At 69.6% G+C, this 12,985-nt stretch carries 12 protein-coding genes; 2 read left to right on the forward strand and 10 right to left on the reverse strand.

Annotated features, from left to right (window positions below):
* Positions 1-19: 19 nt before the first annotated feature.
* A complete protein-coding gene (locus AC3A6X_RS01950) occupies positions 20-1,372 on the forward strand; it encodes a (Fe-S)-binding protein (RefSeq protein WP_487840577.1) in 1,353 nt (450 codons plus the stop codon).
* Between the two features lie 5 nt (positions 1,373-1,377).
* The gene (locus AC3A6X_RS01955) at positions 1,378-1,959 is read left to right on the forward strand and encodes a DUF3501 family protein (RefSeq protein ID WP_487840578.1); all 582 of its coding nucleotides are present in this window, start codon (positions 1,378-1,380) and stop codon (positions 1,957-1,959) included.
* Positions 1,960-2,706: 747 nt separating this feature from the next.
* Here AC3A6X_RS01955 and AC3A6X_RS01960 read toward each other — a convergent pair.
* The 10 genes from AC3A6X_RS01960 to fdh3B all read right to left on the reverse strand — a co-directional run bounded on the left by AC3A6X_RS01960 (position 2,707) and on the right by fdh3B (position 12,975).
* The gene (locus AC3A6X_RS01960) at positions 2,707-3,897 is read right to left on the reverse strand and encodes a trans-sulfuration enzyme family protein (protein ID WP_487840579.1); all 1,191 of its coding nucleotides are present in this window, start codon (positions 3,895-3,897) and stop codon (positions 2,707-2,709) included.
* Positions 3,894-5,267, reverse strand: a complete 1,374-nt coding sequence (locus AC3A6X_RS01965) for a pyridoxal-phosphate dependent enzyme (protein WP_487840580.1) — start codon at positions 5,265-5,267, stop codon at positions 3,894-3,896. The genes AC3A6X_RS01960 and AC3A6X_RS01965 overlap by 4 nt, the downstream gene beginning before the upstream one ends.
* Positions 5,268-5,278: 11 nt before the next feature.
* Positions 5,279-6,385, reverse strand: coding sequence for a response regulator transcription factor (locus AC3A6X_RS01970; protein ID WP_487840581.1), 1,107 nt, complete (start codon positions 6,383-6,385; stop codon positions 5,279-5,281).
* Positions 6,386-6,512: 127 nt separating this feature from the next.
* Complete coding sequence (locus tag AC3A6X_RS01975) at positions 6,513-9,029, reverse strand: ABC transporter permease (protein ID WP_487840582.1); 2,517 nt, start codon at positions 9,027-9,029, stop codon at positions 6,513-6,515.
* Between the two features lie 54 nt (positions 9,030-9,083).
* Positions 9,084-9,560 (reverse strand): hypothetical protein, encoded by a 477-nt coding sequence (locus AC3A6X_RS01980; RefSeq protein WP_487840583.1) that lies wholly within the window; start codon positions 9,558-9,560, stop codon positions 9,084-9,086.
* A 57-nt stretch (positions 9,561-9,617) separates the two neighbouring features.
* A complete protein-coding gene (locus AC3A6X_RS01985) occupies positions 9,618-10,469 on the reverse strand; it encodes a formate dehydrogenase accessory sulfurtransferase FdhD (RefSeq protein ID WP_487840584.1) in 852 nt (283 codons plus the stop codon).
* Positions 10,466-10,861 (reverse strand): hypothetical protein, encoded by a 396-nt coding sequence (locus AC3A6X_RS01990; RefSeq protein WP_487840585.1) that lies wholly within the window; start codon positions 10,859-10,861, stop codon positions 10,466-10,468. The genes AC3A6X_RS01985 and AC3A6X_RS01990 overlap by 4 nt, the downstream gene beginning before the upstream one ends.
* Entirely contained in the window at positions 10,858-12,087 is a 1,230-nt protein-coding gene (locus tag AC3A6X_RS01995) for a formate dehydrogenase subunit gamma (RefSeq protein WP_487840586.1), read from the reverse strand. Before AC3A6X_RS01995 ends, AC3A6X_RS01990 begins: the two co-directional genes overlap by 4 nt.
* Before the next feature lie 16 nt (positions 12,088-12,103).
* Positions 12,104-12,358 carry a hypothetical protein gene (locus tag AC3A6X_RS02000; protein ID WP_487840587.1) on the reverse strand — a complete coding sequence of 85 codons (255 nt, stop codon included), beginning with the start codon at positions 12,356-12,358 and terminating at the stop codon, positions 12,104-12,106.
* A complete protein-coding gene (gene fdh3B, locus AC3A6X_RS02005) occupies positions 12,355-12,975 on the reverse strand; it encodes a formate dehydrogenase FDH3 subunit beta (protein ID WP_487840588.1) in 621 nt (206 codons plus the stop codon). The genes AC3A6X_RS02000 and fdh3B overlap by 4 nt, the downstream gene beginning before the upstream one ends.
* Positions 12,976-12,985: the final 10 nt, after the last annotated feature.

Below are 12,985 nucleotides of genomic sequence, written 5' to 3' on the forward strand. Positions count from 1 at the left end.
CCCGGCCACGGGCCATCCCATGACGAGTCGAGAAGGCAATCTCGAGGCGCCGACGCGCCACCCGGTGGACTGGAAGAACCCCGAGTTCTACGACCAGGCTGCATGCGAGCGCGAGATGACGCGCATCTTCGACATCTGTCACGGCTGCCGCCGCTGCGTCAGCCTGTGCCAGGCCTTCCCGAACCTCTTCGACCTGGTCGACGCCACCGAAGACGGCGAGGTGCATGGGGTCGACCCCAAGCACTATGGCAGCGTGGTCGACCAGTGCTACCTGTGCGACCTCTGCTACATGACCAAGTGCCCCTACGTGCCACCGCATCCGTGGAACGTGGACTTCCCGCACACCATGCTGCGCGCCAAGGCCATCAAGTTCAGGAACGGCGGGGTCGGAGGTGGCGAGAAACTGCTCGCCTCCACCGACGTTCACGGCAAGTTCGCGGGCATTCCGGTGGTGGTGCAGACGGTCAATGCGCTGAACAGGACGAAGCCGATGCGCAAGCTGCTGGACAGCGCGCTGCACGTACACCCGAATGCCTGGCTGCCCGACCTGGCGACCAAGCGCTTCCGGTGGAGCGCCCCGAAGGACGACGCGGCGCCGCCGGTGGTCGACGGCGAGCGCACGCCCGGCAAAGTCGCGATCTTCGCGACCTGCTACGTCAACTACAACGAGCCGGGCATCGGCTTCGACCTGATCAAGCTGCTCAGGCACAACGCCATCCCCTACACGATCGTCTCGAAGGAGAGCTGCTGCGGTATGCCCAAGTTCGAGCTCGGCGACCTCGATGGCGTGGCCCGGCACAAGGAGGCCAACATCCCGGTGCTGGCCCAATACGCGAGGGACGGCTTCGCGATCCTCACGGCCGTCCCCTCCTGCACGCTGATGTACAAGCAGGAACTGCCGCTGCTCTTCCCTGACGACGCCGACGTGAAGCTGGTGCAGCAGGCCATGTACGACCCCTTCGAATACCTGGTCGCGCGCCACAAGGACGGCCTGCTCAAGACCGACTTCAAGACGCCGCTGGGCAAGATCAGCTACCACATCCCCTGCCACGGCCGGGTGCAGAAGATCGGCCGCAAGACCGAGGAGATGTTCAAGCTGATCGGGCAGACGGTGCCGGTGCAGCTCAATACGGTGGAGCGCTGCTCCGGCCACGCCGGCACCTACGGCGTCAAGACGCCCTACCACCCGGTGGCGATGAAGATCGGCAAGCCGGTGTTCAAGGCCATGGGCAAGAACGAGCCCGACTACATCAGCTCCGATTGCGCGCTGGCCGGCCACCACATCGCGCAGGGCATGGCGCAGGACGGGCTGCCGGCGGCGAAGCTGCAGCATCCGCTGAGTCTGGTGCGCATGGCCTACGGCCTGGAGTAGCCACGATGACCATCACCCCCGACACCCTGATGACTTTGGAGGCGTACGCGAAGATCCGCAAATCGAGCGCCCCGGAGTTCATCGCCCACCGCAAGCTGCGCACGGTGCGCCTGGGCGAGCATGTGAGCGTGCAGTTCGAGGACGAGACCACCATCCGCCGCCAGATCCAGGAGATGCTGCACATCGAGAAAATCTTCGAGGAGGACGGCATCCGCAGCGAGATCGACGCCTACCTGCCGCTGGTGCCCGACGGCAGCAACTGGAAGGCGACCATGCTGATCGAGTACACCGAAGTGCATGAGCGCAAGCGCGAGCTGGCGCGCCTCATCGGCGTGGAGGACCGCATGTTCGTCGAGGTCGAGGGCCATGCCCGCGTCTACGCCATCGCCGACGAGGACCTGGAACGGGAGACCGACGAGAAGACCTCGGCGGTGCATTTCCTGCGCTTCGAGTTCGACGATGTGGCGCGCGCGGCGGTGCGCGCGGGTGCGCAGGTCAAGCTGGGCTGCGATCACACGAACTATCCTGCGATGACGGTCATCGCGCCGGAGACGCTGGCCAGCCTCGCGGGTGATCTCGGCGCCTGACTCTTACGGACTTGCATTCAAGAAGTCCCGGAACTGGGCTTCGTTCCGATCCTTGAATCGGCTGTACGGGGGTGCCTGCAGTAATGCAGGCGTGCGCGCCGCGGAAGGCGGTCTGCGGCCCGGGCTCATACTGGGGCGGTCGTCGCTACGCGCCGACTTCGCTGCGGTGCTCGTCTGGGGGCGGCGCCGCAGAACTCGCTCCGTTCACTTCGTTCACTAGGCTCAAACAGCTGCGGCGAGCTAGATCACGAAGCGCGCCTGTCCTTCGGCAGGCGCGCCCGCCCCCAGACTGCGCTCCTCGCCGCCCCAGAAATCGCCCGGTCCGCAGACCACCTTCCGCGGAGGAGACGGTGGGGTTGACCTGAATACCGGGGCCCCGGTCCCACGCGCCCAGCGCTTGGGTGTCTGGATGTTTGGATGTTTGGGGATACCGGCACAACGTAGCCCGCAAAGGTGCTCGCGGGTCCGCTGCGGCGCGCCTCTGTGGCGCCGAGAAGCGCAGCGCAGCCGGCCGCACGCCTGCCGAAGGACAGGCGTGCTTCGTGATCTAGCTTGCCGCAGCTGTTTGAGCATAGTGAACGAAGTGAACGACGCGAGTTCTGCGGCAGGCCGGCTGCGCGAGCATCGCAGGGGAGTCGGCGCGCAGCGACGACCGCCACAGTGGCGCGCCGCAGCGGACCCGTGGGCGCCTTTGCAGCGCGCGGCACATCAGAGCGCGCTCTTCTACGTTCCCATCGCGAACTGGTATCAGATCTTCTGCAGCGCCTGCCGCAGGTCGGCCCGCAGATCCTCCAGGTCCTCCACACCCACCGACAGCCGCACCAGCCCATCGCCGATGCCCAGCCGCGCACGCGTCTCGGCCGGAATGGTGGCGTGGGTCATGATGGCCGGGTGCTCGATCAGGCTCTCGACGCCGCCCAGGCTCTCGGCCAGCGAGAAGATGCGCACCGCTTCCAGGAAGCGCCGCGTGCCGGCGAGGTCGGTCTTCAGGTCGATGGAGATCATGCCGCCGAAGCCCTGCCGCATCTGCTGCTGCGCCAGCTCGTGCTGCGGGTGGGAGGCCAGGCCGGGGTAGTGGACGCGCGCCACCTGCGGCTGCGCCTCGAGCCACTGGGCGAGCGCCAGCGCACTGCTGCAATGGCGCTCCATGCGCAGCGCGAGCGTCTTCACGCCGCGCAGCGTGAGGAAGCTGTCGAAGGGCCCGGCGATCGCACCCACCGAGTTCTGCAGGAAGCCCAGGCGCTCGCGCAAAGGCGCGTGGCGCTCCTCGCGGCCGACCACGGCGACGCCGCCGATCACGTCCGAATGGCCGTTGAGGTACTTGGTGGTGGAGTGCACCACGACGTCGAAACCCAGCTCCAGCGGCCGCTGCACCCAGGGGCTGGCGAAGGTGTTGTCGGCCACGCAGAGGATGTCGCGCTCGCGGCAGATCGCGGCGATGGCGCGCAGATCGGCCAGGCGCAGCAAGGGGTTGGTCGGCGTCTCGACCCACACCATGCGCGTCTCGGGCGTGAGGGCCTCCAGCAGCCGCACCGGATCGGTCAGGTCGACGAAGCTGAAGCGGTGCCCCGCGCTGCGCGCGCGCACGCGCTCGAACAGGCGGAAGGTGCCGCCGTAGACGTCGTCGCCCGAGACGATGTGGGCATTGGCGTCCAGCAGCTCCAGCGTGGTCGAGATCGCGGCCAGGCCCGAGGCGAAGGCAAAGGCCGCCGAGCCGCTTTCGAGGTCCGCCACGCAGCGCTCCAGCGCCCAGCGCGTGGGGTTGTGCGAGCGGCCGTAGTCCAGGCCCTTGTGCACGCCGGGGCTCTGCTGCACGTAGGTGGAGGTGGCGTAGATGGGCGGCATGATCGCGCCGGTCGAGGGGTCGGGCGACTGGCCGGCGTGGATCACGCGGGTGGCGAAGCCGAGCTTGTCGTGCGGGTCCTTGTCTTGGCTCACTTCAGCTTTCTCCGGAGATGGTTCAAGAGATCGGTGCGGGTGATGAGGCCGTGGAAGCCGGCCTCGTCCGAGATCATCGCGGTCAGGCCGCGGTCGAGCACCGCTTCGAGCTCGCCCAGGCTGGCGCTGGACGGCAGGGTCTCGGGCAGGTCGGTCATCGCGCTCCTCACGCTCGAGCGGAAGCGGCTCGCGTCCGTATGCACGCTCAGCAGCAGGTCGGATTCGTCGATCACGCCGACCAGTTGCGTGCCTTCCAGCACCGGCAGCTGCGACACGTCCGCCAGGCGCATGCGCTGGAAGGCGGTGAGCAGCGTGTCCTCGGGTCCGACGCTGATCACGCTGCCGTCCTCGAAGCGGCGCGAGACCACGTCGCGCAGATCGCCGAAGCGCTCGCGCGCGAGCAGGCCCTGGTCGAGCATCCACTGGTCGTTGTAGACCTTCGAGAGATAGCGCGTGCCGGTGTCGCAGACGAAGCTCACGACCCGCAGCGGCTGGGTCTGCTCGCGGCAGAAGCGCAGCGCCGCCGCCAGCAGCGTGCCGGTCGACGAGCCGCCCAGGATGCCCTCGGCCCGCAGCAGCTCGCGGGCGGTGCCGAAGCTTTCTTCGTCGGTGATCGAATAGGCCTTCTTCACGCCGGAGAGATCGGCGATGCCCGGAATGAAATCCTCGCCGATGCCCTCGACCGCCCACGATCCGGCCTCGCCCACGGTGCCGCTGCGCGTGTATTCCGCGACCACCGAACCCGCCGGATCGGCCAGCACGAAGAAGAGCGCGGGCTGCACCTCGCGGAAATAGCGCGTGAGCCCGGTCACGGTGCCGCCGGAGCCGACGCCGACGACGATCGCATCCACATCGTGCCCGCACTGCTGCCAGATCTCGGGCCCGGTGCTGGAGGCATGCGCGAGCGGGTTGTCGGGGTTGTTGAACTGGTCGGCGAAGAAGGCCCCGGGGATCTCCCCGGCGAGCCGCGCCGCATAGTCCTGGTAGTACTCGGGATGGCCCTTGCCCACGTCCGAGCGCGTGGTGTGGACCTCGGCGCCCAGCGCCTTCAGGTGCAGGACCTTCTCGGTGGCCATCTTGTCGGGCACCACCAGCACCACGCGATAGCCCTTGGCGCGCGCCACCAGCGCCAGGCCCAGGCCGGTGTTCCCGGCCGTGGCCTCGACCACCGTGCCGCCGGGCGCGAGGCGCCCGTCGCGCTCGGCCGCGTCGATCATCGCGAGGCCCACGCGGTCCTTGATCGAGCCGCCGGGGTTCTGCGACTCGAGCTTGAGAAACAGGGTGCAGGGGCCGGTGTCCAGCCGCGTGACCGGCACCAGGGGCGTGTTGCCGATCAGGTCCAGCACGGCGGGGCGCGTCTCTTTCGTCATTCGATCACTCCTCATCGCACGCCCAGGTCGCGGAACCAGGCCGCCGCCGCCCCGCGCGAGGCCAGGTCCAGGCGGTCGAGGATGCGCGCCACGTGCCGCTTGACGGTATGGGGACTGAGGTCGAGCGCCCGCGCGATCAGCTTGTTGCTGTCGCCCGAGGCGATGCGTTCCAGAACCTCCATTTCGCGGGGGGTCAGCACCTTCGAATCGGGCAGCGCAGACTTGGGCGCATCCGGCTTCGCATTCCCCTGCGCCTGCACCGACAACGCGGCCCAGTGCCGCATCTCCGTCCGGGCTTCTTCCGGCACCTCGGAGCCCCACGGCGCCTGCACCAGTTCGGCGAGAACACGCGGGCCGCACATCAGAACCCCGCACATGAGGCCCGTGCGCCGGGTCCGTGCCTCGACCGATCTCCCGGCCGCATCCAGGATCAAGCAGAGGCCGGCGATCCATCCGTCGGTGCGCCCGAGCGCGCGCTCGACCATCCCGTCGCTGTCGGCCTGTCCCGACTCGCGCAGGAGAAGCCGGGTTTCCTGGGGCGTGAACCTCAGGTCCGCCTGGCCGAACTCGGCCAGCTCTCGACGCGCCCGCATTCGCGCCAGCGGCAGCGGCGGGGGCGTCCGGGAAGAGATGGCCAGGGTCCAGTTGAGCGGCGCCAGCTCCAGCAGCTTGCGCAGGAACTCGAAGATCCTGGGGTCCGGGATCGTGTGCATGTCGTCGAACACGATCACGCCGTGGTCGACCGTCATGGCGCCGAGCGTATTTGCGATCTCCCCGACCGCAAGGCCCAGCGCGCCCGGCATGCAGGCCTGCTCCGCCAGACTCTCGGGCGCGACGCGCCAGGGCGGGTCATAGGCCTCCAGGGTATCGATCAGGCAGCTCACAAAACGCGGCAAGTCGTCCTGCTCATCGGCGGCGACCCAGGCCGAGACGCAGCCGTGCGGCAGCAGGGAGAGCTGGCGCGACAGGGCCGCCGTCTTGCCGAAGCCGGCCGGCGCCACCAGCAGCGTGAGGTGTCGGTTCAGCAGCGCCTCGCCGAGGCGCCTTTCGAGCTCGGCACGCTCGACCAGGCCCGCGCGAAAGGCAGGGGTCCGGATTTTCGTGAGCGCGTAAACCATGGAATCAGATCGAGCGACCGCATGGCCCGACGCGTGACCGCGACCAGTCTCCGCTCAGGCACCGCTCGGACGCCGCTGGAAGCAGTGTGGCGATCTTCCTTGCGTGGTGCAAGCGCGTGCGCCGGTGCTATTCGGCCGCGCGCCGCAGCGTATCCACCACCGGCCGCCGCAGCACTTCGCGCAGCCCCCACCAGCCGGCCGCCAGCGCCAGCACGGCACCGGCCAGCGAGCCGGTCACCGGCACCAGCGGCGAAGCGGTCCAGCTGAACTCGAACACGAAGCGCGCCAGGCCCCAGCCGATCAGCGAGGCCACGATGCTGGCCAGGAAGCCGGCCAGCAGCCCCACGCCCACCAGCTCCGCGCGCTGCACCTGGCGCAGCAGGCTGCCGCGCGCGCCCACGGCACGCATCACCGCGAACTCGCGCGCGCGCTCCTCGCGCGTGGCGGTGACGGCGGCGAACAGCACCACCAGGCCGGCCGCGAGCGTGAAGCCGAACAGGAACTCCACCGCGCGGATCACCTGGTCGAGCACGCGCTGGACCTGGCCGATGGTGGCGCTCATGTCCACGTTGGTGACGTTGGGAAAGGTGCGCACCAGGGCGTTGTCGAAGCCCGGGCGGTCCGGCGCGCGGAAGGCGCTCATGTAGGTGACGGGCACGTCGCCCAGCGAGCTCACGGTGTACATGACGAAGAAGTTGGCGTGCATCGAGCCCCAGTCGACCTTGCGCACGGAGGTGATGCGCGCGTCGTTCTGCTGGCCGCCGATGTCGAAGCGCAGCTGGTCGCCGAGCTTGAGGCCCAGCGTCTCCATCAGGCCCTGCTCCACGCTGACCTCGCCCTTCTTCTCGGGCGTCCAGCTGCCGGCCACCACTTCGTTGTGCGACGGCCGCTCGGCTGCGTTGCTGAGGTTGAACTCGCGGTCGACCAGGCGCTTGGCGCGGTCGTCCGCATAGTCGTCGGGCGAGACCGGCTTGTCGTTGATCGCGACCAGCCGGCCGCGGATCATCGGGTACCAGTCGTACTTCTTCACGCCGCCGGCCTGCAGGACCTGGCGGAAGGCTTCGCTCTGGTCGGGCATGACGTTGATCACGAAGCGGTTGGGCGCATCGGGCGGCGAGGCGCGGCGCCAGCTCGCGACCAGGTCGGTGCGCAGCAGCACCAGGAGGATCAGCGCGAGCAGGCCGACGGCCAGCGCACTGACCTGCACCACCGTGTAGGCCGGCCGCGCCGAGATCTGGCGCGTGGCCAGCACCAGCCAGCGCGGCGCGGTGGTCTCGTTGACGCTGCGGCGCAGCAGCAGCACGGCCAGCCAGCTCAGCAGTGCGAACACCGCCACCGCGCCGGCGAAGCCGCCGACCGCGATCAGCCCCAGCTTGAGGTCGCTGCTGGCCGCCAGCAGCAGGGCCGCGAAGCCGGCCACGCCGACCCCGAGCACCGCGATGGAGGCCGGCTTGAGGTTGCCCACGTCGCGGCGGATCACGCGCAGCGGCGGCACCTGCGCGAGCTGCAGCACCGGCGGCAGGCCGAAGGCGAAGAGCAGCGTGAGCCCCATGCCCAGGCCGAAGGCCACCGGCCACAGGCTGGGCGCGGGCAGCGCGGCCTCGACCAGACCGGCCAGCAGCAGCACGAACACGTAGTGCACGGCGAAGCCGATGGCCACGCCGAGCGCGCTGGCCGCCAGGCCGATGGCGGCGAACTCGAAGGCATAGGCCTGGGCGATGGTGCGCTGGCTCTGGCCCAGCACGCGCAGCATGGCGCAGTCGTCGAGGTGGTTGGCCGCGAAGCCGCGCGCCGCCAGCGCCACCGCCACCGCCGACAGCAGCGCCGCCAGCAGCGCGACCAGGTTGAGGAATTTTTCGGCGCGGTCCAGCGTCTGGCGCATCTCGGGGCGGCCGCTCTCGAAGGAGTCGAGCCGGATGCCGCGCAGCTCGCCCTTCTTGAGGGTCGCGTCGGCCCAGTCGCTGAAGCGCTTGACCGCGAGGGTGTCCCCGGCGACCGCGAAGCGGTAGCTGACGCGGCTGGCCGGCTGCACGAGCCCGGTGCGCGGCACGTCGGCCTTGTTGAGCATCACGCGCGGCGCGAAGCTCATGAAGCCGGCGCCGCGGTCGGGCTCCAGCGTGATCACGCGCGCAATGCGCAGGCCGGCGTCGCCCAGCAGCAGCGTGTCGCCCATCTTGAGCGCCAGCGCTTCCAGCAACGGGGCATCGACCCAGGCCTCGCCGGGCGCGGGCACCTCGCGCGTGGGCGCACCGGGCGCGGCGGGTGCGTCGCTGACCTGCAGGCTGCCGCGCAGCGGATAGCCGGCCTCCACCGCCTTGAGCGCGACCAGCTTGGTCGCGCCGCCCTGCTCTTCGCTCGCGCGCGCCATGGTGGGGAAGCCATAGGTGCCGGCCGTCTGCAGGCCGAGTGAGCGGGCGCGCTCGATGAAGGGAGCGGGCGTCGGGTTGTCGCTGGCCAGGACCGCATCGCCGCCGATCAGCTGGCGCGCATCGCGCTGCAGGCCGCCCTTGAGCCGGTCGGCGAAGAAGCCGACGGCGGTGAGCGCGGCCACGGCGAGGACGACGGCGACGATGAGAAGGCGCAGCTCCCCGGCGCGCAGGTCGCGCCAGAGCGTGCGCCAGCCGAGACGGGCGGAGGCATTCATGGAGCGCACGATAGCCGATGCGGGCGCGGGATCGTGCGGCGAGGGGCAATCACATCAACGAGGCGCGCCGTCTGCCTCCTGCGGCACCTGGACCCAGTCCTGCCTGCAATCGGGAACCGTCGGGAAATAGCCCGCCGGGTCGGGACAGTACAGCCGCATGACGGGTCCGGGATCGACCGGAACGGCCTGGTAGCCGTAGGCGGGATAAGGCGCCGCGTAGCTGACCGGGTAGCTGACCGGATAGCTGACCGGGTAGTAGCCCGGGTAGTAGCGCGGATAGTAGTAGGCCGGGAAACCGAAGCCGGCACCGATGAAGACGGCGGAACGGTGATGGTGATGCCTGGGGAAGAACCCCCGGTGTGCCGGAAAGCCGGCAACGCCGCGGAACGGCGCCGCGCGCGCGAAGCCGTGACCGTGGAAAGCACCGCCATGGAAAGCGCGGCCTTGGGGCCCGCCGCCTCGATGCGCGAAGCTGGGCATGGCGGCTGCGGCCGCGGCGGCGAACAGGGCAGCCAGGATGAGTCTGTTCATGGCGACCTCCTCGAAGGGGATCGTTGGACCCCGGGCCGCGGCGCCGAGTTCGCGCCTTTACCGAAGCGCCAGCTCCGGCTGCAGTTCCAGCCGCTCGGCCCCCGCATAGCAGACGAAGCGCTTGTTGGTCGCGCGCCCGATCGTGCACAGACCGACCTTGGTCGCCACCTCGTGCCCCATCTGCGTGATGCCGCTGCGCGAGACCACGATGGCCACGCCCATCTGGGCCGACTTGATCACCATCTCGCTGGTCAGGCGGCCGGTGGTGTAGAACACGCGGCCGCCCTCGAGCCGGCCTGGCGGCTGCATCGCGATCCAGCCGGCAATGGTGTCGATCGCGTTGTGGCGGCCCACGTCTTCGACGAAGCACTGCATGCGGGCGTCGTCGTCGCCCTCGCCGAGCGTGAACAGGGCGCAGCCGTGTACCGAGCCGGCCGACTTGTAGGTGCTCTCCTGGAGCCGGATCACGTTGACCAGCGCATAGAGCTGCGACTGCCGCATGCGCGTCGGCGGCAGCGCGAGCCGCTCGATGCCGGCCATCAGCTCGCCGAACACGCTGCCCTGGCCGCAGCCGGTGGTGACCACCTTCTTGGCGGTGCGCTCCTCGATGCGGTCGATGCCGGCATGCGTCTTCACCGCGGCGGCGTTGACTTCCCAGTCGACGGTGATGGATTCGCAGTCGGCCGCCGACTCGATGAGCCGCTGGTTCAGCAGGTAGCCCAGCACCAGCAGCTCGGGCTGGGCGCCGAGCGTCATCAGCGTGACCAGCTCGCGGCGGTCCACATAGACCGTGAGGTCGCGCTCGGCGGGGATCGAAACGAGGCCGCGCTCGCCATGCTCGTCGACGACCTCGACCTCGCGCGTCAGGGGCGCGTGCGCCGAGCTCAGGCGCGGGAGCGCGGGGGTCACTGTTTCGGCGTGGGATTCGTGGTCGCGGCCGGCTGCGTCGTGCTGGGCGGTGCCGACGCGGTGCCCGGGGGCGAATGCGCGCCCGCGGCCTCGATCGGCTTTGGCGCCTCGGGCGGGGCGAAGGCGAAGGGACCCGGATCGGTGCAGGGCGGGGTGGACGATGCCGGCGGCAGCTGCTTGCCGGCCGCGGCCGCGCTTTCGCGGTACTTCGCGGCCACGCGGTCCTGCGCCTGGCAAAGCTGGTAGGCCTCGACCTTGCCGCTCCAGGCGGTGCGGGCGGCGGTTTCCGCGGCCTTGGCCTTGGCTTCGGGGGTGGCTGCCGGCGCGGGCAGCTTGGCGAATACGGTGCTGCCGGCCAGCGCCAGGGCGCAGGCGATCACGATCTTCTTCATGAGGGATTCCCTTCGACGCGGGCGGTGTTCACCGGCAGGGTGGCGTGGGCCTCGGTGCTGCGCTGCACCGGGATCTTGCCGGCGGCGATGTCGTCGTACCAGTACTCGTGGTGCTCGCGGGCCCAGGTCTCGTCCACATAGCCGTGGCGCATCGCATCGTAAGCGCCCTTCATGCCCAGCGTGCCGATGTAGATGTGGCCCAGGATCAGCGCCATCATCAGCATCGTCGCCACCGCATGAACCATGTGCGCGATCTGCATCTCGCCGCGCGTGTAGACGAAGCCCGGCAGCAGCTTGTCGAGGAACAGGCCCGAGGCGGTCACGATGGTGCCCAGCACCAGGATGCCGCCCCAGAACACGATCTTCTCGCCGGCATTGAAGCGGTGCGAAGGCACCTCCTGCCCGCCGAAGAGGCCGCCGCCCTTCGCCAGCCATTTCAGGTCCGCCACGCGCGGGACGTTGTCGCGCACGAAGGTGATGAACATCAGCACCAGCGTGACCACGAACAGCGGGCCGACGATGTTGTGCACCGTCTTGAGCGCGTAGGTGAGCCAGCCGAACAGTGCCGCGCCGATCACCGGCAGCAGGAAGAACTTGCCGAAGGCCATGACGAGGCCCGACACCGCCAGCGTGACGAAGGCGATCGCGTTGGACCAGTGGGTGGCTCGCTCGAAGGGCGTAAAGCGCTCGATCTTGCGCCCGGTCTCGGTGCCGTGCAGGCCGATCGGCCCGCGCGTGAAGTAGAAGATCGCGATCGCCAGCAGCACCACGAAGAGCAGCGCCGCGCCGTAGGGAATGATCCAGTCGTTGCGCACCTGGCGCCAGGCCTCGCCGGCGTTGGTGAAGCGCGAGCCGGGGTACTTCACGAAGGGCTGGATCAGGTTGCCGGCCTCGGGCGCCTGCGAGGGCGGCAGGCTGCTGTAGCCGGTGACGCCCTGCCCGACCTGGCGCCACATCGGCGCGTTGTTGCCGGGCTGCACTTTCGCGCGCTCGCCGTTGCTCTGGTTCAGGTAGTTGGGGTCGGCGCTGGCTTCAGGCTTGACCTCGAAGATGTTCTGGCTCCGGATGCCGCCGGGCGCCGGCGCTGCAGCGGCGGGTGCAGCAGCAGCGGGTGCAGCCGGCGCAGCGGTCACCGCGCCGCCCGCGGCCGGATTCTGCGCCTGGGCCATGGCCAGGCTGCAGGCGAAGCCGCCTGCGAGGACGAGCGCATGCAGGGCTTTGATCATGCAGTCTCCTTCGGCCTCAGTTGTCACGGGTGTAGTCGTTCTGGCCGTTCTGCGCGCGCGTCTTGAGCTGCTGCTCCCAGGCCTTCTTGTCTCCCGGCTGCCAGCCGGCCGCGGTGAAGGTGGTGCCAGTGTTGGCCTTGTCGCCGGTGCCGCTCCAGGGGGCGGCGTCGAGCTTCACGCCCTCGGCGTTGGTCTGCGGCTTCTCGCCGCAGGCCGCGAGCAGCGCCACGGACGCAGCCAGCAGCGCCGCGATGGTGGCCGCGCGCCTCACTTCGAGCCTCCGTTGGTCGGCGTGCCGGCCTGCTTCGAGCCATAGGCCGTGCCCCAGCCCCAGACCTCGGCGCCCTTGCCGCGGTGCAGCACCCGGGTGCGGAAGATGTCGGCCACCACGTCGCCGTCGCCGGCGAGCAGCGCCTTGGTCGAGCACATCTCGGCGCAGGCCGGAAGCTTGCCCTCGGCCAGGCGGTTGCGGCCGTACTTCTCGAACTCGGCCTGCGAGCCGTTGGCCTCGGGGCCGCCGGCGCAGAAGGTGCACTTGTCCATCTTGCCGCGGGCGCCGAAGGTGCCCTGGGCCGGGAATTGCGGGGCGCCGAAGGGGCAGGCGTAGGAGCAGTAGCCGCAGCCGATGCACACGTCCTTGTCGTGCAGCACCACGCCCTCTTCCGTGCGGTAGAAGCATTGCACGGGGCACACCGCCATGCAGGGCGCGTCGGAGCAATGCATGCAGGCCACCGAGATCGACTTCTCACCCGGCACACCGTCGTTGAGCGTGACCACCCGGCGGCGGTTCACGCCCCAGGGCACCTCGTTCTCGTTCTTGCAGGCGGTGACGCAGCCGTTGCATTCGATGCAGCGCTCGGCATCGCAGACGAATTTCATTCTTGCCATTGCGGTGCTC

The sequence above is a fragment of the Variovorax sp. Soil_C_12 genome, from assembly GCF_057657375.1.

Bases quoted from the DNA above. Each gene is read 5' to 3' on its own strand.
- AC3A6X_RS01950 (WP_487840577.1), top strand. From the start codon at position 20: ATGACGAGTCGAGAAGGCAATCTCGAGGCGCCGACGCGCCACCCGGTG.
- AC3A6X_RS01955 (WP_487840578.1), top strand. From the start codon at position 1,378: ATGACCATCACCCCCGACACCCTGATGACTTTGGAGGCGTACGCGAAG.
- AC3A6X_RS01965 (WP_487840580.1), bottom strand. From the start codon at position 5,267: ATGACGAAAGAGACGCGCCCCGCCGTGCTGGACCTGATCGGCAACACG.
- AC3A6X_RS01970 (WP_487840581.1), bottom strand. From the start codon at position 6,385: ATGGTTTACGCGCTCACGAAAATCCGGACCCCTGCCTTTCGCGCGGGC.
- AC3A6X_RS01975 (WP_487840582.1), bottom strand. From the start codon at position 9,029: ATGAATGCCTCCGCCCGTCTCGGCTGGCGCACGCTCTGGCGCGACCTG.
- AC3A6X_RS01980 (WP_487840583.1), bottom strand. From the start codon at position 9,560: ATGAACAGACTCATCCTGGCTGCCCTGTTCGCCGCCGCGGCCGCAGCC.
- AC3A6X_RS01990 (WP_487840585.1), bottom strand. From the start codon at position 10,861: ATGAAGAAGATCGTGATCGCCTGCGCCCTGGCGCTGGCCGGCAGCACC.
- AC3A6X_RS01995 (WP_487840586.1), bottom strand. From the start codon at position 12,087: ATGATCAAAGCCCTGCATGCGCTCGTCCTCGCAGGCGGCTTCGCCTGC.
- fdh3B (WP_487840588.1), bottom strand. From the start codon at position 12,975: ATGGCAAGAATGAAATTCGTCTGCGATGCCGAGCGCTGCATCGAATGC.